At 72.7% G+C, this 20,446-nt stretch carries 17 protein-coding genes; 10 read left to right on the forward strand and 7 right to left on the reverse strand.

Annotation, left to right across the window (positions count from 1 at the left end; all coding sequences use genetic code 11):
* The first annotated feature begins 236 nt into the window (after nucleotides 1-236).
* Nucleotides 237-1,406, forward strand: a complete 1,170-nt coding sequence (locus ACFY0P_RS12485; RefSeq protein WP_388910539.1) for a steroid 3-ketoacyl-CoA thiolase — start codon at nucleotides 237-239, stop codon at nucleotides 1,404-1,406.
* A 142-nt stretch (nucleotides 1,407-1,548) separates the two neighbouring features.
* On the opposite strand, the gene ACFY0P_RS12490 is transcribed toward ACFY0P_RS12485, so the two are convergent.
* On the reverse strand, nucleotides 1,549-3,597 hold the full coding sequence (locus ACFY0P_RS12490) for a bifunctional glycosyltransferase 87/phosphatase PAP2 family protein (protein ID WP_388910542.1): 2,049 nt from the start codon (nucleotides 3,595-3,597) through the stop codon (nucleotides 1,549-1,551).
* 381 nt (nucleotides 3,598-3,978) lie between these two features.
* Between ACFY0P_RS12490 and proP the strand changes: the two genes are divergently transcribed.
* From proP to ACFY0P_RS12505, 3 genes are all read left to right on the forward strand, one after another.
* Complete coding sequence (gene proP, locus ACFY0P_RS12495) at nucleotides 3,979-5,361, forward strand: glycine betaine/L-proline transporter ProP (RefSeq protein ID WP_388910545.1); 1,383 nt, start codon at nucleotides 3,979-3,981, stop codon at nucleotides 5,359-5,361.
* A gap of 281 nt (nucleotides 5,362-5,642) precedes the next feature.
* The gene (locus tag ACFY0P_RS12500) at nucleotides 5,643-6,809 is read left to right on the forward strand and encodes a DUF2330 domain-containing protein (RefSeq protein WP_388910548.1); all 1,167 of its coding nucleotides are present in this window, start codon (nucleotides 5,643-5,645) and stop codon (nucleotides 6,807-6,809) included.
* Between the two features lie 111 nt (nucleotides 6,810-6,920).
* Entirely contained in the window at nucleotides 6,921-7,592 is a 672-nt protein-coding gene (locus tag ACFY0P_RS12505; RefSeq protein WP_388910551.1) for an O-methyltransferase, read from the forward strand.
* A 28-nt stretch (nucleotides 7,593-7,620) separates the two neighbouring features.
* Here ACFY0P_RS12505 and ACFY0P_RS12510 read toward each other — a convergent pair whose 3' ends face one another.
* A complete protein-coding gene (locus ACFY0P_RS12510) occupies nucleotides 7,621-8,010 on the reverse strand; it encodes a hypothetical protein (protein ID WP_388910554.1) in 390 nt (129 codons plus the stop codon).
* Nucleotides 8,011-8,101: 91 nt separating this feature from the next.
* Here ACFY0P_RS12510 and ACFY0P_RS12515 point away from each other — a divergent pair, with 91 nt between their 5' ends.
* The gene (locus ACFY0P_RS12515) at nucleotides 8,102-8,551 is read left to right on the forward strand and encodes a DUF1992 domain-containing protein (RefSeq protein WP_388910557.1); all 450 of its coding nucleotides are present in this window, start codon (nucleotides 8,102-8,104) and stop codon (nucleotides 8,549-8,551) included.
* Between the two features lies 1 nt (nucleotide 8,552).
* Here the strand turns inward: ACFY0P_RS12515 and ACFY0P_RS12520 are convergent, their stop codons facing one another.
* Both ACFY0P_RS12520 and ACFY0P_RS12525 read right to left on the reverse strand, forming a co-directional pair.
* Nucleotides 8,553-9,071: a hypothetical protein gene (locus ACFY0P_RS12520; protein WP_388910559.1), complete on the reverse strand. Its 519-nt coding sequence runs from the start codon at nucleotides 9,069-9,071 to the stop codon at nucleotides 8,553-8,555.
* A gap of 5 nt (nucleotides 9,072-9,076) precedes the next feature.
* Entirely contained in the window at nucleotides 9,077-9,724 is a 648-nt protein-coding gene (locus ACFY0P_RS12525; protein ID WP_388910562.1) for a hypothetical protein, read from the reverse strand.
* A 150-nt stretch (nucleotides 9,725-9,874) separates the two neighbouring features.
* On the opposite strand from ACFY0P_RS12525, the gene ACFY0P_RS12530 reads away from it, so the two are divergent.
* Nucleotides 9,875-10,372, forward strand: coding sequence for a GNAT family N-acetyltransferase (locus ACFY0P_RS12530; protein WP_388910564.1), 498 nt, complete (start codon nucleotides 9,875-9,877; stop codon nucleotides 10,370-10,372).
* On the opposite strand, the gene ACFY0P_RS12535 is transcribed toward ACFY0P_RS12530, so the two are convergent.
* Nucleotides 10,365-12,401 (reverse strand): DHA2 family efflux MFS transporter permease subunit, encoded by a 2,037-nt coding sequence (locus tag ACFY0P_RS12535; protein WP_388910567.1) that lies wholly within the window; start codon nucleotides 12,399-12,401, stop codon nucleotides 10,365-10,367. The two genes, ACFY0P_RS12530 and ACFY0P_RS12535, sit on opposite strands and share 8 nt — an antisense overlap.
* A gap of 162 nt (nucleotides 12,402-12,563) precedes the next feature.
* Here ACFY0P_RS12535 and ACFY0P_RS12540 point away from each other — a divergent pair, with 162 nt between their 5' ends.
* Complete coding sequence (locus tag ACFY0P_RS12540) at nucleotides 12,564-13,490, forward strand: peptidoglycan-binding protein (protein ID WP_388910570.1); 927 nt, start codon at nucleotides 12,564-12,566, stop codon at nucleotides 13,488-13,490.
* Between the two features lie 450 nt (nucleotides 13,491-13,940).
* Here ACFY0P_RS12540 and ACFY0P_RS12545 read toward each other — a convergent pair whose 3' ends face one another.
* Both ACFY0P_RS12545 and ACFY0P_RS12550 read right to left on the reverse strand, forming a co-directional pair.
* Entirely contained in the window at nucleotides 13,941-14,603 is a 663-nt protein-coding gene (locus tag ACFY0P_RS12545; protein ID WP_388910573.1) for an HAD-IA family hydrolase, read from the reverse strand.
* 208 nt (nucleotides 14,604-14,811) lie between these two features.
* Complete coding sequence (locus ACFY0P_RS12550) at nucleotides 14,812-15,393, reverse strand: TMEM165/GDT1 family protein (RefSeq protein WP_388910576.1); 582 nt, start codon at nucleotides 15,391-15,393, stop codon at nucleotides 14,812-14,814.
* A 420-nt stretch (nucleotides 15,394-15,813) separates the two neighbouring features.
* Between ACFY0P_RS12550 and ACFY0P_RS12555 the strand changes: the two genes are divergently transcribed.
* From ACFY0P_RS12555 to ACFY0P_RS12565, 3 genes are all read left to right on the forward strand, one after another.
* The gene (locus ACFY0P_RS12555) at nucleotides 15,814-16,458 is read left to right on the forward strand and encodes an HNH endonuclease family protein (RefSeq protein ID WP_388910579.1); all 645 of its coding nucleotides are present in this window, start codon (nucleotides 15,814-15,816) and stop codon (nucleotides 16,456-16,458) included.
* A gap of 173 nt (nucleotides 16,459-16,631) precedes the next feature.
* Nucleotides 16,632-18,257, forward strand: a complete 1,626-nt coding sequence (locus ACFY0P_RS12560) for an alkaline phosphatase D family protein (RefSeq protein ID WP_388910582.1) — start codon at nucleotides 16,632-16,634, stop codon at nucleotides 18,255-18,257.
* 146 nt (nucleotides 18,258-18,403) lie between these two features.
* Complete coding sequence (locus tag ACFY0P_RS12565) at nucleotides 18,404-20,335, forward strand: FAD/NAD(P)-binding protein (protein ID WP_388910585.1); 1,932 nt, start codon at nucleotides 18,404-18,406, stop codon at nucleotides 20,333-20,335.
* Nucleotides 20,336-20,446 lie beyond the last annotated feature (111 nt).

Genomic DNA, 20,446 nt, shown 5'->3' on the forward strand with positions numbered 1-20,446 from the left:
CGCTCCGACAGCCGTTCTGACGGACCATCAGAAAAGTCGGTTGCCGTGAAGGTAATAACGGGTTCTACAAGTCGCAAGGGGCACGGTCACCCCAATTGCTTGCACCCCCCTTGCGGTTGTGGACGACCTGTCAGCAAACTGCACTGCAGAACTAGTACGCGTTCTAGTTCTGCGTGGCGGGCCGGGCCGGGACGCCCCTGCGCCGCGCGGGTGACCGAGGAGAGGACCGAGCCCCCATGGCCGCGGAACCCGTGATCGTCGAAGCCGTACGCACCCCCATCGGCAAGCGCGGCGGCGCGCTCGCCAACCTGCATCCCGCCTACCTCCTGGGCGAGACCTACCGTGAACTCCTCGGCCGCACCGGCATCCCCGCCGACGCGGTCGAGCAGATCGTCGGCGGCACCGTGACCCACGCCGGCGAGCAGTCCATGAACCCCGCCCGCACGGCCTGGCTGACCATGGGGCTGCCGTACGAGACCGCGGCCACCACCGTCGACTGCCAGTGCGGCTCCTCGCAGCAGGCCTCGCACATGACCGCCAACATGATCGCCGCCGGGGTCGTCGACGTCGGAATCAGCTGCGGGGTCGAGGCGATGTCACGGGTGCCGCTGGGCTCGGGCTCCAAGCACGGGCCCGGCAAGCCGTTCCCCGACGAGTGGAACGTGGACCTGCCCAACCAGTTCGAGGCCGCCGAGCGCATCGCCCGCCACCGGGGCCTGACCAGGGAGGACGTCGACGCGCTCGGGCTGCTCTCGCAGGAGCGGGCGGCGCACGCCTGGGCCGAGGAACGCTTCAAGCGGGAGACCTTCGCCGTCCAGGTGCCGACGACGGAGGAGGAGCAGCACGCCGGCCAGGGCATGTGGCGCCTGGTCGACAAGGACGAGGGGCTGCGGGACACGTCGGCCGAGGCACTGGCGGGCCTGAAGCCGGTGATGCCGACGGCCGTGCACACGGCCGGCAACTCGTCCCAGATCTCCGACGGCGCCGCCGCCATCATGTGGGCGTCGAAGCGGATGGCCCGCGCCCTCAAGCTCCGCCCCCGGGCGAGGATCGTCGCCCAGGCCCTGGTCGGCGCCGATCCGCACTTCCACCTCGACGGCCCGATCGACGCGACCCGCGCGGTGCTCGGCAAGGCCGGCATGACCCTCAAGGACATCGACCTCGTCGAGATCAACGAGGCGTTCGCGTCCGTGGTGCTGAGCTGGGCCCGGGTCTTCGAGCAGAACCTGGACAAGGTCAACGTCAACGGCGGCGCGATCGCCCTCGGCCACCCGGTGGGAGCCACCGGCGCCCGCCTCATCACCACCGCCCTGCACGAACTGGAGCGCACGGACAGGGAGTTCGCCCTGATCACCATGTGCGCGGGCGGCGCCCTGGCGACCGGGACGATCATCCAGCGGCTCTGAGAAGCGCCAGAAATTTCAGCGCCTTGAGGTCTCAGCGCCCCGAAAGGGGCGCTGGGGGTACCCCCGGCCGAAGGCTGGGGGAGGAACTGCGCGACCGGCCACGACGGCGCCGCGGCCGAACGACGGCACATCGCGGCAGGCGTCACCCGGGAGCCGGTGCCGTCACCGGCTCCCGGGGCTCCCGTTCCTCCTTGTCGGCCCCCGCCACCCGCAGGGCCCGCGGCCCCTGCAGCAGATAGCCCACGCCGAAGCCCGCCCCGACCACCGCCGCCCCGCCCACCGCGTCCAGGACCCAGTGGTTGCCGGTACCGATGATCGCCGAGACCGTGAAGAGCGGGTGGATCAGGCCGAGGGCCTTCAGCCACCACTTCGGGGCGACGACGGCGATGACGATCCCGCACCACAGCGCCCAGCCGAAGTGCAGCGAGGGCATCGCCGCGTACTGGTTGGTCAGCTCCGTGAGGGTGCCGTAGTCCGGCTTGGCGAAGTCCTGCGGGCCGTGCACCGTGTCGATGATGCCGAGGCCCGGCATCAGGCGGGGCGGGGCCAGCGGGTAGAGCCAGAAGCCGATCAGGGCGAACGCGGTGGCGAAGCCGAGGGCGGTGCGGGCCCACCGGTAGTCGACCGGGCGGCGGACGTAGAGGACGGCGAGCACGGTCAGCGGGACGACGAAGTGGAAGGACTCGTAGTAGAAGTCCAGGAAGCTGCGCAGCCAGCCGATGCCGTACACGGTGTGGTTGGCCCAGTGCTCGATGTCGAGGTGCAGGAACCGCTCGATGTCGTGGATCTGGTGCCCGTGGCGCTCGGCGCGGGCCCGCCCGGAGGTGCCTTTCCCGTCCCCGGCGGCGGCGAGCCGGATCTGCTGGTAGACGAAGTAGACCAGCCGCATCGCGACCAGTTCGAGGAAGAGGTTGGGGCGGGTCAGCACCCGGCCCAGCGAGGGGGCCAGCGGGACCTGCCGGAAGCGGGCCGGGACCGGCTCCGCGTAGTCCGTCGGGACCGGCCGGGCGAACTCAGGGGCGGTGCGGGACAGGAAGGGGACGAGCGTGGCCGCGGCCAGCGCGGCGAGCAGGACGGTGTTGTCGCGGACGGGCACGAAGAGCAACTGGTTCGGCAGCAGCGCCTTGGCGGGCAACGTCATCACGAGGACGACCACGACCGGCCACACCGTCCGGTCGGCGGCGCGCCGCCCGGCCCGGCCGACCACCGCGAGCAGCACCCACAACAGCTGGTGCTGCCAGGCGGCCGGTGACACCGCCACCACCGCGCAGCCGGTGATCGCGACCGCGAGCAGCAGCTGCCCGTCGCGGGCGTAGCGCACCGCGCGGCGCAGCGCGAGGGTGGCCACGGTCGCGCCGAGCACCAGGAACAGCACGATCTCCAGCGGGCCGCTCAGCCCGAACCGCAGCAGGGCGCCGTGCAGCGACTGGTTGGCCAGCGCGTCGGCCTCGCCGCCGAGGCCGGTGCCGGCGATGTGGTGGATCCAGTAGGTGTACGAGTCGTGCGGCAGCGCCGCCCAGGCCAGCACGGTGCAGGCGGCGAAGGTCGCGCCGGTGGCGACGGCGGCCCGGCGGCGGCCGGTGAACCACAGCAGCGGCGCGAACAGCAGCAGGGCCGGCTGGAGTGCGGCGGCGAGGCCGACGCACAGCCCGCCGTCGCGCTGCCCGCGGGCGGTGAAGCAGCCGAGTAGCACCAGCAGGACCGGGATGATGCTGGTCTGGCCGAGCCAGAGGGTGTTGCGGACGGGCAGCGAGATCATCAGCAGGCTGATCGCGACCGGCGCGGCCAGCAGCGAGGTACGGCGGCTCATCGGCTGGGGCAGCGCGCGGGCCGCGACCAGGCCGAGGGCGACCACCAGCAGCAGCGTGCCGAAGGTCCAGCCCCAGCCGAGGGCCTGCTCGGCGGCTCTGGTGAGCGGCTTGAGCACCAGCCCGCCGAAGGGGGTGCCGGTGAACTGCGTCGAGTCGTACAGGGAGCCCTTGACGTGCAGCACGCCGTCGGGGCCGACCCAGGTCTCCAGGTCCGTCAGCCGTTCCCCGCTCGGCGTGCCGAGGACGACGGCCAGCTGCCGTACGACGAGGATCCCGGCCACCGCCCACAGGCCGAGCCGGGCCATTCTGAACCGTGCTCCGGCCTCCGCCCCGCCGAAAGCAGCCTCCCCCGGTCGTCCTCCGTGCTCCACGTTCGCCACGCCCCGCCGGCCTCCCGCCCCGTTACGCACACTCATTGGTCCGCTCGATCGCTCCGAGAACCCTACGAGGCTCCCATCACCTCTGGACACAGACGCAGGCAACCCCCACTTCACCTGACGTCCGTCCACCTTTGTCCGGAAGACGACAGTGCCCGGGGGGCAGGGTTGACAGCACGGAGCGCGACAAGGATCACAGTGCGCAAGACGCATACCCCCGCGGGAACGGGCAGACGTCCCTGCGTACAGCACATTTAGCTGCACTATGCACGTAAGCGCGTACGCGACGTAACGCCCCCAAGTGCTCCTATCGTCGCTTTTCGTCCCGTCCGCCGCCGTACGGGCCGCGCCCCTGTCCCCCACGAAAGGTAGGCGAGCCCCGTTTTGGCGACCGCCACAGCAGTCACCCCGTCCGTCCAGGTCCCCGGCCCCCGTGCGGCCACCGCCCCCGCCCCGACCGTCACCGACCCCGCGCTGGTGAAGCGCGCCGTGAAGGCGGCCGCGCTCGGCAACGCCATGGAGTGGTTCGACTTCGGCGTCTACAGCTACATCGCGGTGACGCTGGGCAAGGTCTTCTTCCCGTCCGGCAACCCGACCGCCCAGCTGCTGTCCACGTTCGGCGCCTTCGCCGCGGCCTTCCTGGTCCGCCCGCTCGGCGGCATGGTCTTCGGCCCGCTCGGCGACCGGGTGGGCCGCCAGAAGGTCCTCGCCCTCACCATGATCATGATGGCGGCCGGCACCTTCGCGATCGGCCTGATCCCCTCCTACGCCACGATCGGCGTCGGCGCCCCGCTCCTGCTCCTCGCCGCCCGCCTGGTCCAGGGCTTCTCCACCGGCGGCGAGTACGCGGGCGCCTCCACGTTCATCGCCGAGTACGCGCCGGACAAGAAGCGCGGCTTCTTCGGCAGCTGGCTGGAGTTCGGCACGCTGGCGGGCTACATCGGCGGCGCCGGCCTGGTGACCCTGATGACGGCCCTGCTGTCCACGGACGACCTGACGTCCTGGGGCTGGCGCATCCCCTTCCTGATCGCGGGCCCGATGGGCATCATCGGCCTCTACCTGCGGATGCGCCTGGAGGAGACCCCGGCGTTCGCGGCGGAGGTCGAGAAGGCGGAGTCGGCCCGCCCGAAGGTCCCGCTCCGCGAGATGATCACCAGCCAGTGGCCGGCCCTCCTCCTCTGCATGGCCCTGGTCCTGGTCTTCAACGTCACGGACTACATGCTGCTGTCGTACATGCCCAGCTATCTCACCAGCGAGCTGAAGTACGACGAGACGCACGGTCTGCTGGTCGTCCTCGGCGTGATGACGCTGATGATGATCGTCCAGCCGTTCGCCGGAGCCCTGACCGACCGCGTCGGCCGCCGCCCGGTGATCGCGGCGGGCTGCGCGGGCTTCCTGTTCCTCTCCGTCCCCGCCCTCCTCCTGATCCGCCAGGGCAGCCTGCTCGCGGTCGCCCTCGGCATGGGCGCCCTCGGCCTCCTCCTGGTCTGCTTCACGGCAGCGATGCCGGCCGCCCTCCCGGCCCTCTTCCCCACCCGGGTCCGCTACGGCTCCCTGTCGATCGGCTTCAACATCTCGGTCTCCCTGTTCGGCGGCACGACCCCGCTGGCGGTGACGGCCCTGATCGGAGCCACGGGAAACCTGATGATGCCCGCGTACTACATGATGGCCGCAGCGGTGGTGGGCGGCTTCGCCGCCTGGCGCATGGCGGAGACGGCGGGCAAGCCCCTTCCGGGCTCGGCGCCCTCCGTAGAAGCGCCCCGATAGAAGCGCCCCCGAAGGGGCGCTGGGGGTACCCCCGGCCGAAGGCTGGGGGAGGAACTGCGCGACAACCCCCACCAGCCCGCACCCGCAGAACCCGGGCGGCCCCCTCCAGGGGCGCGGGGAACTGCGCAAATCCCCCACTCACCTGCACGTTCGAACGATCGGCCCCCTCCGCCCGTACCGTCGGTAGACAGACGGTGGCTGTCCGGAACGGCCCCAGGAACCACGCCCTCCGCTATACCGTCTGTAGTCCTGATCGACGGTAGGGCGGAGGGCATCGGTTCATGATCGGCCAGCGGCGACCCCGCCGACGCGCACGTCTGCTCGCGGTCCTCCTCGTCCTCACCGGCATCCAGCTCGGCTGGCTCGCCGCCCCCGCCTTCGCCTGCGCCTGCGGCGCCCTCGTCCCCGACGCCGCCCAGCAGGTCACCGTCGGCCGCGAGGAATCCGTCCTGCGCTGGGACGGCACCCGTGAACAGATCGTGATGCGTCTGACGGTCGACGGCGACGCCGACCGCGCCGCCTGGATCATGCCCGTCCCGCACCGCGCCACCGTCACCCTCGCCGACCCGGCCCTCTTCGACCAGCTGCACACCCTCACCGCCCCGGTGCACCGCACCCGCTCCCACTTCTGGCCCGAGGACGGCGACTGGCCCCTCAGCACCGGCGGCGACACCATCACCGGCCCGCCCGGCAGGGGCACCGGCGCGGGCGCCCCCGCCGTCGGCGTGGTCGACCGCCAGCGGCTCGGCCCGTTCGACGTGGCCCAGCTGACCGCCACCGACTCCGGCGCCCTGGACGGCTGGCTGCGCAGCAACGGCTTCCCCTTCCCGCCCCGCCTGAACACCGCGCTCCAGCCCTACGTCGCGGACCGCTGGGAGTACGTCGCGGTCAGACTCGCCCCCGCGGCCGCGGACACCGCGCTGCACGGCGCCCTCGACCCGCTCCGCCTCGCCTTCGCCAGCGACCGCCCGGTCTACCCGATGCGGCTGTCCAGGCTCGCGGCCACCCCGCAGTCGCTCGGCCTGTACGTCCTCGCCGCGCACCGCATGGAGCCGCGCTCGGCGATCGGCGGCGAGCGCCCGCGGGTCGTCTACGCGGGCCGGCTCAGCCACCGGACCGGCGAGCTGGGCGAGCTGGCCGCCGGCGCCCCGTACCTGACGGCGATCGGCCAGGAGTTCCCGTACCCGTCCCGGATCTCCGCCGACCACGTGCTGCGGCAGGCGGCCTCGGACACCCCGTTCCAGCAGGTCGTCTACGAGGACCGGCTGCGGGCGGTGGCCGGGATCCCGGCGTGGCTGCTGACCGTCGGCACCGCGCTGCTGCTGGTCGTCACGGTCACCTCCCTGGCGGGCCTACGACGCTCCCGCCGCCCGGCCCTGCCGCCCCCACCGCCGCAGCCACCGACGCCTCCGGCGCAGCCGCCGACGCCACCTGCGCCGATCGGCTGAGTTCCGGGCGGCACCGGGGCGGTGGATCACCGGCGCGTCCGCCGCCTGAGTAGTGCTATCCAGGTAGCTGTCAGCGGGCAGCTACCCGAGTATGCGAAAGGCAGCGGACACATGAGCGGCTCACAGCTCTGGGACGACGTCGACTTCTACTTCACCAGCCACCTGTCACCGGACGACGAGTCGCTCCAGGCGGCCTTGCGGGAGAGCGAGGCGAACGAGCTCCCGCACGTCAACGTCACCGCCAACCAGGGAAAACTGCTCCAGCTCCTCGCCCAGATCCAGGACGCCCGGAACATCCTGGAGATCGGCACCCTCGGCGGCTACAGCACCATCTGGCTGGCCCGCGCCCTGCCCGCCGACGGCAGGCTGATCTCGCTGGAGTACAGCGCCCGGCACGCCGAGATCGCGGTCCGCAACATCGCCCGCGCCGGCCTGGAGAAGGTCGTCGAGGTGCGGGTCGGGCCCGCCCTGGAGTCGCTGCCCAAGCTCGCCGACGAGAACCCGGCCCCCTTCGACCTGGTCTTCATCGACGCCGACAAGGCCAACAACCCGCACTACGTGGAGTGGGCGCTCCGGCTCACCCGCACCGGCAGCCTGATCATCGTCGACAACGTGGTGCGCGGTGGCCGGGTCGTCGACGCCGAGAGCGCCGAGCCGGACGTGATCGGCACCCGCGCCGCGATCGAGCTGATCGCCGCCCACCCGCGACTGACCGGCACGGCGATCCAGACGGTGGGCAGCAAGGGGTACGACGGCTTCGCGCTGGCGCGGGTCCTCGACTGACCCGGCGGAGCCGCCTGGGAGACGTTGCTCAACCCTCTTGATAGAACCCCACGTTGACGCTGCGCGGGGCGGTGCGGTCCCGGATGACGATCTCGCCGGAGCCGCCCCGGGGCAGCGCGACCGTGCCGCCGTACGCGATGGCCTGGGCGTACTCGCCGACGGTCAGCAGCACCTCGGAGGACGGTTCGGCCTGGGAGCCGCGCAGCCAGGTGACCTGCCAGCCGCCCTCGGGCCCGCACAGGAACTCCAGGTGCACCCGGGAGACGAACAGCCAGTCGTCGGGCGTGGTGAGCCGGCAGGCGGAGGCGTCGCGGCCCACCCGCAGCACGGCGCCCGGGTCGCTGGGGGCGTCGGCCATGAGCATCCCGGCCGTCTCGCCCGCTTCTCCGGACACGGAGGCCATGGTGAGTTCGAGCACGTGCGTTCCCCCTGCGCGGTTCCTGAATCCCTACTGGATCTCCGGCGCATGATAAAACGCCCGGCCGGGCCGCGTCCGGCACAATGGAGTCATGACCGAGCGAAAGCCACCCGGGGTGCCGTTCGAGTCCTGGGTCGACAAGCAGATCCAAGACGCCCAGCGGCGCGGTGAGTTCGATCAACTTCCGGGCGCGGGCGAGCCGTTGCCCGCCGCCCTCGAATCGTCGTACGACGAACTGTGGTGGATCAAGCGGAAGATGGCCCGGGAGGGCCTGGCGGTGCTGCCTCCGTCGCTCGCCCTGCGCAAGGAGGCCGAGGACGCGCTGGCGGCCGCCTACGCGGCGCCCTCGGAGCGGATCGTCCGCAAGATCATCACGGACGTCAACGTCAAGATCCGCGACATGATGTTCAAGCCGCCGCCCGGGCCCCCGCTGGGCAAGAAGCCGTACGACGTCGAGGAGGTCGTACGCGAGTGGCGGGAGCGCCGGGCGGCGGCGGCCGGTGCGGAACCGGCCGTGGAGCCGGACGCACCCGGGGAGTGACTCACATGTGCAGCAGCCGGTCCGCCAGTTCGCGGTAGTCGCGCAGGGCCAGCCGGAGCTGTTCGGTGTCGGCGCTGCCGGGGTGGTTCGCGTCGGCGGACTGCCAGCTGCCGCGCAGCGTACGGCGGCGCCGGTCGACGGCGTCGGTGAAGCGGGCGCTGATCTCCTCGACGGCCCGGTCGGCCTCCTCGACGGCCGTCCGCGGCTCGTCGACGAAGCCGGTGACCGCGTGCTGGAGGCGGCGCTCCAGCTGCCCGCACTCCTCCGCCGGCATCAGCTGTTCGCCGCGCCCCGCGTCCGCCCGGTGGCCGGGGCCGTCACCGGCCACCAGCACCGCCTGCCCGGGCGCGTCCCGGTCGTCCATGCGTTCGCGTTCCTCCTGTCCGGGGGTGACACCGCTCACGGAGGCGTCGCCCCAGTCGGTCGTCCCTTCCTCACGCCCCGGCGGCATCTCGGTACCACCGGGATACACGTCGCCGCCGACGGGGCGGCGGCCCGATCCGGTCCTGGCGTCGGTCATGTCGGTCAACTCTCCTTCGGACGGCTCCGGTCGACGGACCAGGGCAGATGGCCGCCGGTGTCGGCACCGACACCGGCACGGTGACGGCCGTGCTCATGGGAGGACGGGGCGACCAGGTCGTCGAAGAGGGAACGGGCCTCGATCATGGCCGTCCGCATCTCCTCGGTCCCGGCCTGGCTCTGCGGCGACCCGCCCAGGGGCGCCTGGACGACACGGTGGACGCGGCGGTAGCCGTCCACGTGGTCGGCATGGTGCACGGAGAGCGCGGCCACCTGGTCCTCGTACTCGGCACCGGCCGGGAAGCCCCGGTCGGCGGCCAGTTCGGCGAGCAGCCGGTCGATCTCGGCCACGGACTCCCGGGGCGAGTCGACGAAGTGCTCCTGTGCGGTGGTCCAGCGGGCCGCGTAGCGTTCGCGCTCCGCCGGTTCCAGCTCGCGCTCGTGCAGTCCGCCGTGGCGCTGCACCCGCTCGGCGAGTTCCTGCTCGGCAGCCTTGGTGTCGCCGCCGTGCTGGGCCACCGTCCGCTCGTACTCGGGCCCGAAGCGCCGCTTCAGACCCTGGGGGCCGCTGCCCCTGGCGCGCACGGCCAGGAGGGCCGCGACGACGACCACGGCGGCCACGATCACGATCGCGATGATCAAGCCTGTGGACATGGTTGCCTTCCGGTGTCTCGGCCCGACGGGCCGTCTCCCCGTCCGGGTGACCCGCACACCGCCCCGCAAACAGCACGGCCGCGGGAGCCGGCCCGCGGCCACCGATATCCGGTTGCGCGGGCCGCCCCGGTCCGGCGGAGACTACGGCCCATGACCGCCTGGACGATCACCCCGGAACGCCCGGACTCCCCCGCCGCCCGCGCCCTGTGGCGCGCGTACTACACGGAGGTCAGCGACCGCTGGTACCTGCACCACGAGGGCCGCCGCACCGACCCGGCCGAGCTGGAACGGGAGATCGCCGCCCGGCCGGGCTCCGAACTTGCGCCGCCCACCGGCCGGTTGCTGATCGCGCGGTACGACGGTGAGCCGGCCGGCTGCGCGGGCGTACGGCTCCTGGACCCGGCCACCGCCGAGCTCACCCGGGTCTTCGTGAGCGAGGAGCTGCGCGGCCGGGGCGGGGCGGCCCTCCTCGTCGCGGCGGCCGAGGACGCGGCCCGTGCCCTCGGGGCCGCGCGGATCGTCCTGGACACCCGCACCGACCTGGTCGAGGCCCGCGCCCTGTACGCGCGGCTGGGCTACACGGAGACCGCGCGGCACAACGACGACGTCTACGCCGAGCACTGGTTCCGCAAGGAGCTCGTCAGCTGACCTGCCGTGCCGCGGGGTTCTGCGGCTGTTCGCGTTGGGTGCCGCACAGTTCGTCGGTCAGTTCCCTGACCAGGCGGTCCAGGTCGGTGGGCCGGTCCGGGCCCCACCAGTCGCCGAGGAGGCCGGCCAGGGACTCCTCGCGGGCCCCGGCGAGCCGGTCGGCGACCTCGCGGCCCTGCTCGGTGAGGGTCAGGTCGAGGCCCAGGCGGTCGGCAAGGTGCCGCTCCTCCAGCTGGCGGGCGCCCTCCAGGACGACGTTCATCGGGACGGGGCCGCGTTCGGCGAGCCGCCCCGGCTCCACCGAGCCGTACTTCCGGATCCGCAGCAGCAGCCAGCCCGAGGCGGGCAGCAGGTCGGCGTACCCGGCCCGCGCGTTGATCTTCCGGTAGACCTCCCGGCGCCCCTCGCGGGTGCCGAGCAGGGACAGCGCCCGGGAGCACTCGTCGTACGACGACCGCTGGACCGGGTTGGGCGGGATGGTCTCGGACGCGTCCGGCGCGGTGACCGAGCCGCGCAGCCGGTCCTCCTTGAGGAACCAGGCGAGGACGAAGCCGAGGAGGGCGACCGGGGCGGCGTACAGGAAGACGTCGGTGATCGAGGAGGCGTACGCGTGCAGGGCCGCCGGGCGCAGCGCGGGCGGCAGGACGGCGATGCCGCGCGGGTCGGCCTTGAGGGCGTCCGGGGTGACGCCGGGCGGGAGGCGGACGCCCCGGAAGGCGTCGGCGAGCTTGTCGGCGAGCCTCCCCGCGAAGACGGAGCCGAAGATGGCGACGCCGAACGAGGCCCCGATGGAGCGGAAGAAGGTCGCGCCGGAGGTGGCGACGCCCAGGTCCTCGTACGAGACGGAGTTCTGGACTATCAGCACCAGCACCTGCATGACCAGGCCGAGGCCCAGGCCGAAGACGAAGAAGTAGCCGCTCATCTCGGCCGTCGAGCTGTGCTCGTCGAGCCGGTGGAGCAGCAGCAGCCCGATCGTCGTCACGCCGGTGCCGGCGACGGGGAACACCTTCCAGCGCCCGGTACGGCTGACGATCTGCCCGGAGAGCGTGGACGACAGCAGCAGACCGATCACCATCGGCAGCATGTGCACACCGGACAGGGTCGGCGAGATGCCCTGCACGACCTGGAGGAAGGTCGGCAGATAGGTCATCGCGCCGAACATCGCGAACCCGACGATGAAGCTGATCACGGCCGCGAGGGTGAAGGTGCGGATGCCGAAGAGCTTCAGCGGCAGCACGGGTTCCGCGGCCCGTCGTTCGACGGCGACGAAGGCCACGGCGAGCACCACCCCGACGACCACGAGCCCGATGACCCGCGCCGACCCCCACGCCCACGTCGTCCCGCCCAGCGAGGCCACCAGCACCAGGCAGGTGGCGACGGCGGCTATCAGGAAGGTGCCGAGGTAGTCGATGACGTGGTGGGCCCTCCGGCGCGGGATGTGCAGCGCGGCGGCTATCACCGCGAGCGCGACGACGCCGACGGGCAGGTTGACGTAGAACACCCAGCGCCAGCTCAGATGCTCGGTGAGCACCCCGCCGAGCAGTGGCCCGAGCACGCTGGTCGCGCCGAAGACGGCACCGAACAGCCCCTGGTACCGCCCCCGTTCACGCGGCGGCACGATGTCCCCCACGATCGCCATCGACAGCACCATCAGCCCGCCGCCGCCCAGCCCCTGCAACGCGCGGAAGCCGATCAGCTCCCCCATGTTCTGGGCCATCCCGCACAGCGCCGACCCGACGAGGAAGATCACGATCGCGAGCTGGAAGAGCCGCTTGCGCCCGTACTGGTCGCCGAGCTTGCCCCACAGCGGGGTGGCGGCGGTGGAGGCCAGCAGGTAGGCGGTGACCACCCACGACAGGTGCTCCAGCCCTCCGAGGTCGCTGACGATGGTCGGCAGGGCCGTGGACACGATCGTCTGGTCCAGCGCGGCCAGCAACAGCCCGAGCAGCAGCGCGCCGATCGGGACCAGCACGTTGCCGGGTACGCGCTCCGCGTCCTTCGCCTGGGTGTGCGTCGTTTCCAGGGCCATGGAGACCTCCCGGGGCTTTCGGCCATCTTCCATCGTGGACGGTGTCATCCGGTATGGCCCGTCGAGTCCTTTTCGGTGCCCCTGAGACGAGGGGTTCGAGGGAACGTACGTGTGGGTGCTCTGCATAATCTGTGGAGTTCGTGAGGTGAGGGGACGACCGCCGTGACGGACACGACTGCGACCGGGGGCCACCAGTGCCCGGAGTGCGGGACACCGAAGGGGCCGGACGGCTCCCCCTCCTGCGACTGCAACCAGCGGGCCGCCGACGCGCTGCGCGACGCGCGTACGGCCGAACAGGCGGCGGCGGAGGACTTCGACCCGCTGCGGATACGGCCGTACATCGACATAGAGCGCACCGAGGCGGGCACGGGAGCGGGTGGAGCGGAGACCGAACCGGTCCGGGCGGTGGGGGAACCGACGATCCCGCTGCCCGCGGTGGCGGGGCCGGAGCCCGAGCCCGGGCCGGTCTCCGACGTGGAGCCGCCGGGCTCCCCGGAGGAACCTCGCCGGCGCTCCCGGCGGACCCTGCTGCTGTCCGTCGCCGGAGCCGTGGTGGCGATCCTCGCCGCGGCGGGCTTCGTGAGCGGCCTCTTCTCCCAGCTGACACCGGAGCGGGACGGGGCGGCGCCACAGGACGTACGGGAGAGCGTCCCGGACGTGACGCCGAGCACGGCGTCGCCTTCGGCTGCGGCGCCGGTGACCTCGTCGCACTCCCCGATGCCGGCGTCCGCGTCCGCATCGGCGAGCCCGAGCCCCTCTGCCACGGCGTCGAGCGCGACGCCCTCGCCGGCCGCCTCCCGCTCCGCCACGCCCACCCGGTCGGCGCCGGCGAGCAGCGCGTCCGCCACGGCGCGGCCTTCCGCACCGCCGATCCTCCGCCCCGGCGACAGCGGTGCGCAGGTCACGGAACTCCAGCTCCGCCTGAAGCAGGTGGGCCTCTACTCGGGGGACGCCGACGGCCACTACGACAGCAGGACCGAGAGCGCGGTGCGCACGTACCAGCTGACGCGGGGGATCCTGACCGACGAGTCGGGGGTGTACGGGACGGCCACCCGGGCGGCACTGGAGTCGGAGACGACGAAGCCGTAGGAGGTAGGCCGACGGGGGTGTCTCGGTGCGGGTGCGGGTGAGAGGTGCGGGTCGGGGCGGTTCCGTTATTGGTTGCGGTCGTGGGTGCCTGCGGGTGAGTGGGGGCTGGTCGCGCAGTTCCTCCCCCAGCCTTCGGCCGGGGGTGCCCCCAGCGCCCCTTACGGGGCGCTGTCCAGCCGTGGCTCACAAGCCGCGGGGGGCGTCGCAGCTTCTCAGCCGCGGGCAGTCGTGCCGCTGGACGGGGCGGTTGCGGTCGTGGGTGCCTGCGGGTGAGTGGGGGCTGGTCGCGCAGTTCCTCCCCCAGCCTTCGGCCGGGGGTGCCCCCAGCGCCCCTTACGGGGAGCTGTCCAGCCGTGGCTCACAAGCCGCGGGGGGCGTCGCAGCTTCTCAGCCGCGGGCAGTCGTGCCGCTGGGGCGGTGGGGGTCCGGTGAGTGTCCCTGCCCCCGGCCTCAGGCTGCGCCGACGTGCACCCGGATCGATCCGTCCGCCACCGCCTCGACCCGCACCTCCGTCAGGTCCCGCGCCACCACGTCCGGCCCGTGCACCCCGGCCCGCGCCCCGACGCCGACGACCCGCATCCCGGCCGCCCGCCCCGCCGCGATCCCCGCGCCCGAGTCCTCGAACACCAGACAGTCCGCCGGAGCGACCCCCAGCTCCGCCGCCCCCTTCAGAAAGCCCTCGGGGTCCGGCTTGCTGGCGCCCACCGACTCCGCGGTCACGCGCACCGCCGGCAGCGGCAGCCCGGCGGCGGCCATCCGGGCCGTGGACAGCGCCACGTCCGCCGAGGTCACCAGCGCGTGCGGCAGCCCCTGGAGGGAGGCGAGGAACGCCGCGGCGCCCGGGACCTCCACCACGCCCTCCACGTCGGCCGTCTCCTCCGCCAGCATCTGGGCGTTGTCCGCGAGGTTCTGCTTCATCGGCCGGTCCGGCAGCAGCACGGCCATGGACGCGTGCCCCTGGCGCCCGTGCACCACCTTCATGACCTCGTCGCCGTCCAGCCCGTGCCGCTCGGACCAGCGCCGCCAGATGCGCTCGACGACGGCGTCGGAGTTGACGAGGGTGCCGTCCATGTCGAGCAGGAGGGCGCGGGCGGTGAGGACGGTGGCCGTCATCGGGCAGCTCCTATGCACGGGCCGAAAGCAGGCCGGGAAGAACAAGGCGGCCCCGCCCGCCGGTCAGGGAAAACGGGCGGGAGCCACTTTGTTCCCCCACGATACAAAACAGAGTGCCGTTCCCGCCACCACCTTCGCCGAGCGTTCACCCACTCTTCAGCTCACGCGAGCGAAGGAGCGGCCCGGAGCGGCCCTGGGCGCAGCCCGCTCAGCCCGCGATCGCCTCCCACAGGCTCCACACGCCCAGCGCCAGCATCAGCACCGCGGCGATCTGCGTGATCAGCCGCAGCGGCACCTTCTTCATCAGCGCCCTGCCGCCGACGATGCCGAGTCCGGCCACCGCCCACAGGCCGAGCACCGCACCGAGGCCGACGGACAGCGGGTCGCCGTAGCGCGCTGCGAGGTTCGCCGTCATGATCTGCGTGAGGTCGCCGAACTCGGCGACCAGGATGAGCATGAACCCGGTACCGGCGACCTTCCAGAAGGACTGGTCGGCCGGCTTGCGGATCTCCTCGTCCTCCTCGTCCTTCTTCAACAGCAGCACGGCCGCGCCGCCAAGGAAGAGCACACCGGTCAGCGCGTGCACGATCTGCTGCGGGAGCAGGGTCAGGACGCTGCCGGCCGCGACGGCGAGCACGACATGCAGGAGGAAGGCCGCGGCGACGCCGGCGAAGACGTACGACGCCCGGTAGCGCGTGCCCAGGACGAGACCGGCGAGCGCGGTCTTGTCGGGCAGTTCGGCGAGGAAGATGACGCCGAAGACGATCGCCGTCACGGTGATGCTGATCAAGGGTCCTCAATCGGTCGGGGCCACCCCACCGAGAGCACCGCACTTCGCAGACGATCACCTCGGCACGGCAGCGCACACGGTCACCCGTGCCGTAGGCACGGGTGTGCACTGCTTGCCGAAGGTCTCGCTGGCGGCCTCGTGACCGAGATGGCCGAGGTCCGCCTCCGGGCGCCGGCTCAGACGGGCTGAGCAGTATGTCGACGGTCCGGCGAAGAGCTACTCCCCTTCAACGCCGTCAAGAGTACGTGACCGCGCCATCGATCCCAAGGCCGGGAGTCCCGCCTGTGAGTCACGTCGCACGCCTTGTCGTGTCATGCACACGTCATTAGTTTCTTACCGAACACTCACCCATCGGCAACACGGCAGCGCGAGCATTCCCTCGCCCGCGCTCCAACACCCCCACCCCACAAGGGAGTTCGCATGCCGAAGTTCTACGCGCGTCGACGGCTCAGCATACTCGCGGCCTTCACCGGACTCATAGCCTCCGTCGCACTGTTCAACTCCCCGACCGCTTCCGCCGCCCTCCCCACCCCGGTCAGCGCGTCCACCGCCCGCACCTACCTCGCCTCACTCACCGTGGCGACCGAGGTCAGGACCGGCTACGCGCGCGACCTGTTCCCGACCTGGGACACCATCAGCGGCACCTGCAACACCCGTGAGTGGATCCTCAAGCGCGACGGTACGAACGTCGTCACCAACTCCGCCTGCACCGCCACCAGCGGCAGCTGGTACAGCCCGTACGACGGCGCCACCTGGACCGCCGCCTCCGACGTCGACATCGACCACCTGGTGCCGCTGGCCGAGGCCTGGGACTCCGGTGCCCGCAACTGGACCACCGCCCAGCGCGAGGCCTTCGCCAACGACGTCACCCGCCCGCAGCTCCTCGCCGTCACGGACAACGTCAACCAGTCCAAGGGCGACCAGGACCCGGCCACGTGGATGCCGTCCCTCACCTCCTACCGCTGCACCTACGTCCGCGCCTGGGTCCAGGTGAAGTACTACTACGGCCTCTCCGTGGACTCCGCCGAGAAGAGCGCGCTCACCGGCTACCTCTCCGCCTGCTGAACCGGCCGGCCGCCGCGGCGTCCCGCTTCCCCCGCGTTCCGGCCGGCTCCACCCCGTTCCCCGCTCTCCGCGGCTCTCTCTTTCCGGCGTCGGGGCCTCCCCGCCGACCTCCGTCGTTCCGTACCGTACGGGGCGACAGAGGCGAACCGACCGGGGAAGAGGGCGGGGCGATCGTGGCCGGACTGCGCCTGGGACCGCTGCTGAGGTACACCGACGGCTCGTCGGCGACCGTCTGGGTCGAGGCGAGCCGTCCGTGCACCGCCGAGGTGCGCTGCGCGGACGGCGCCGGCGGCACCGCGCGCACCTTCCAGGTGGCCGGCCACCACTACGCCCTCGTCCCGGTCACCGGGCTGACGCCGGGGACCTCGACGTCGTACGACGTCCTCCTGGACGGCACGCACGTATGGCCCTCGCCGGACTCCCGTTTTCCGCCCTCCCTGATACGCACCCGGGCCGAGGGCGACGGCCTGGACGTCGTCTTCGGCTCCTGCCGCTGGGCCGCGCCGCCCGCCGACGGCCACGACCCGGTCGGCCCTGACGCCCTCGACAGCCTCGCCGCGCGCGTCGCCGCAGGCGGTGAACGGCCGGACGTGCTCCTGCTGTTGGGCGACCAGGTGTACGCCGACGAGACCTCGGCGGCCACCCGGCACTGGCTGGCCGCCCGCCGCGGCCTCGCGGACCCGCCCGGCGCCGAGGTCGCGGACTACGAGGAGTACACCCGCCTCTACCACGAGTCCTGGCTCGACCCCGAGGTGCGCTGGCTGCTCTCCACCGTGCCCAGTTGCATGATCTTCGACGACCACGACGTGATCGACGACTGGAACACCTCCGCGGCCTGGCTGGCCGACCTGCGCGCCACGCCCTGGTGGCAGGAGCGGCTGCTGAGCGGGCTGATGTCGTACTGGGTCCACCAGCACCTGGGCAACCTCTCCCCCGCCGAGCTGGCCGCCGACCCGCTGTACGCCGCCGTACTCGACTCCCCCGACGGCACGGACGAGTTGCGCGCCTTCGCCGCCAAGGCCGACGCCGATCCGGCCTCCGTACGGTGGAGTTACCGGCGTGACTTCGGACGGGTGCGGCTGCTGATGGTGGACACCCGGGCGGCGCGGGTCCTGGACGAGCAGACCCGCGCCATGCTCGACCCCGGCGAGGCCGAGTGGCTGCGCGAGCAGGCCCTGGACGGCCGGGAGTCGTACGACCACCTCCTCGTCGGCAGCTCACTGCCCTGGCTGCTGCCGCACCTGATACACGGCCTCGAGACCTGGGACGCGGCACTGTGCCGGGGCGAACGGGGCACCCGTTGGGCCGGGTTCGGGGAACGGCTGCGCCGCGCGGCCGACCTGGAGCACTGGGCGGCCTTCCCCGCGTCCTTCGCCGAACTGGCCGGCCTGCTCGCCCGGACCGGCTCCGGACCCGGGGCACCCGCCTCCATCTGCGTGCTCTCCGGAGACGTCCACCACGCCTACGTCGCCGAGCCCGCATGGCCCCCCGCGGCCGCACCCGACTCCCGTGTGCTGCAACTCACCTGCTCCCCCGTCCACAACTCCGTGCCGCCGACGATCCGGGCCGGCTTCCGGTTCGGCTGGAGTGCCCTGGCCCGCTTCCTCGGGCGTGGGCTGACCCGGCACGGACGGTGTGCGCGGCCGCCGGTGACATGGCGCAAGAGGGGCGGACCGTGGTTCGGCAACCAGCTCATGACACTGACGCTGCGGGGCCGTTCGGCCCGGCTGCGGCTGGAGCGCGCCCGGCGGAACGGGACCCTGGAGACCGTGGCGGAGTCCGTCCTCACCACCCGATGAGGTCAGCTGAGTGACAACTGTGTTGCGTGGTACGCGCGTTGGCAATGGTGCACCGCGACGGCATGATGAGGCGGACCGTCCGCTTCCTGATCCCGTGCGGGCGGTGTCACTGCCCTGCGCCCCCCACTCGCCCGGGAGTCACGTCTTTGTCCTCCTCCCCCCAGGAGTCCGTGCCGGTCTCCGTCGCCCTGGTCGGCGCCGGCCCGCGCGGCACCAGCGTCCTGGAACGCCTCTGCGCCTCCGCCCCCGAACTGCTGCCCCCGGGACGGCGCCTCACGGTCCACGTGATCGACCCGGCGCCACCGGGCCCCGGCCGGGTCTGGCGTACGACGCAGTCGGCGGAGCTGCTGATGAACACCGTGGCGAGCCAGGTCACCCTGTTCACCGACCACAGCGTGGACTGCGCGGGCCCCGTCCTGCCCGGCCCCAGCCTGCACGCGTGGGCGACCGCCACGGCCGACGGCGAGTTGCACCCCGACGACTACCCGACCCGCGCCCACTACGGCCGCTACCTGGAGTGGGTGTTCGCGCGGACGGTCTCCCGGGCACCGGCGTCGGTCCGCGTCGAGACCCACCGCGCCCGTGCCGTACGGCTCGACGACGAACCCGGCACCGCCGACGCCCCCCACGGCCGCCAGACGCTCACCCTCGACGACGGCAGCACGCTGCCCGGCCTGGCCGCGGTGGTACTGGCCCAGGGCCACCTCCCGGCGACGCCGTCCGCCACGGAACGCCGGTTCTCCGCCCACGCCGCCCGGCACGGCCTGCGGCACATCCCGCCCGCCAACCCGGCCGACATCGACCTCACCCCGCTCGCGCCCGGCGAACCGGTGCTGCTGCGCGGCCTCGGCCTCAACTTCTTCGACCACCTTGCCCTGCTGACCACCGGCCGGGGCGGCCGTTTCACCCGCACACCCGACGGCTCCCTGCGCTACACCCCCTCCGGCCGCGAGCCCCGCCTGTACGCGGGCTCCCGGCGCGGCGTCCCGTACCAGGCACGCGGCGACAACGCGAAGGGGCCCTACGGCCGCCACACCCCGCTCCTCCTCACCCCGGAGGTGATCGCGGGCTTCCGCGACCGCGCGGACTCCGGCGCGGCGCCCGACTTCCTCGCGGAGATCTGGCCACAGGTCGCGAAGGAGGTGGAGACGGTCTACTACTCCACCCTGACCGGCGACCCGGAGTTCACCGCGCGCTTCCTCGCGGCGGACGGCTGGCGCGCGGAGACGGCCCTGCTCGACGCCCACGGCGTACCCGAGACGGACCGCTGGTCCTGGGAACGCCTCCAGCACCCGTACGGTGACCGGAAGTTCGCCGACCCCGCGCAGTGGCGGGCCTGGCTCCTGGGATATCTGCGCGAGGACGCGGCACAGGCCGCCCTCGGCAACGTGCGCGGCCCGCTCAAGGCCGCCCTGGACGTGCTGCGCGACCTGCGCAACGAGATACGGCTGATCGTCGACCACGGCGGCCTGGCCGGCGCCTCCCGGCGGGCCCACCTGGACGGCTGGTACACCCCGCTCAACGCGTTCCTGTCCATCGGCCCGCCCCGCCGCCGTGTCGAGGAGCTGGCCGCGCTGCTGGCGGCGGGCGTGGTGGAGGTGCTCGGCCCGGGGATGGAGGTGGACCACGAGGACGGCGCCTGGGTGGCCCGCTCCCCCGAGGTCCCCGGCTCGGAGGTCCGCGTGACCACCGTCGTGGAGGCCCGCCTCCCGGAGCCGGACCTGCGCCGCACCGCCGACGAACTGCTGGCCGGCCTGCTCCGCGAGGGCGCGTGCCGCCCCCACGTGGTGGACGGCCACGAGACCGGAGGCGTCGACGTCACACCACGCCCGTACCGCCTCCTCGACCGCCACGGCCGCCCGCACGCACGGCGGTTCGCCTTCGGGGTGCCCACCGAGGGGGTGCACTGGGTGACCGCGGCGGGAGCCCGGCCCGGCGTGGACTCGGTGACCCTGTCGGACGCGGACGCGATAGCGCGGGCGGTGCTGCGGACGGCCGCGGCCGAGGGGGAACCACGGACGGAGGCGGACCCGGAGCAGCCGACGGCGGCCGAACGGCACGCGCCGGTCGGCGTATGACACCGCATGGCACAGGCACGCCCCTTCCGCGGCAACCCTTTACCGAACACACGAACCCCCCGTGACACCGCTGTCACACCACCGGCGTACGCTGTATGGCTGTCGTCGGGG

The organism is Streptomyces sp. NPDC001714, assembly GCF_042892755.1.
Lineage (GTDB): Bacteria > Actinomycetota > Actinomycetes > Streptomycetales > Streptomycetaceae > Streptomyces.

What these genes read in the sequence shown, in the direction of transcription:
- ACFY0P_RS12515 (WP_388910557.1), top strand. Translation starts at nt 8,102, where the DNA reads ATGACCGAGCGAAAGCCACCCGGGGTGCCGTTCGAGTCCTGGGTCGAC.
- ACFY0P_RS12520 (WP_388910559.1), bottom strand. Translation starts at nt 9,071, where the DNA reads ATGACCGACGCCAGGACCGGATCGGGCCGCCGCCCCGTCGGCGGCGAC.
- ACFY0P_RS12545 (WP_388910573.1), bottom strand. Translation starts at nt 14,603, where the DNA reads ATGACGGCCACCGTCCTCACCGCCCGCGCCCTCCTGCTCGACATGGAC.
- ACFY0P_RS12505 (WP_388910551.1), top strand. Translation starts at nt 6,921, where the DNA reads ATGAGCGGCTCACAGCTCTGGGACGACGTCGACTTCTACTTCACCAGC.
- ACFY0P_RS12530 (WP_388910564.1), top strand. Translation starts at nt 9,875, where the DNA reads ATGACCGCCTGGACGATCACCCCGGAACGCCCGGACTCCCCCGCCGCC.
- ACFY0P_RS12485 (WP_388910539.1), top strand. Translation starts at nt 237, where the DNA reads ATGGCCGCGGAACCCGTGATCGTCGAAGCCGTACGCACCCCCATCGGC.
- ACFY0P_RS12525 (WP_388910562.1), bottom strand. Translation starts at nt 9,724, where the DNA reads ATGTCCACAGGCTTGATCATCGCGATCGTGATCGTGGCCGCCGTGGTC.
- ACFY0P_RS12500 (WP_388910548.1), top strand. Translation starts at nt 5,643, where the DNA reads ATGATCGGCCAGCGGCGACCCCGCCGACGCGCACGTCTGCTCGCGGTC.
- ACFY0P_RS12535 (WP_388910567.1), bottom strand. Translation starts at nt 12,401, where the DNA reads ATGGCCCTGGAAACGACGCACACCCAGGCGAAGGACGCGGAGCGCGTA.
- ACFY0P_RS12555 (WP_388910579.1), top strand. Translation starts at nt 15,814, where the DNA reads ATGCCGAAGTTCTACGCGCGTCGACGGCTCAGCATACTCGCGGCCTTC.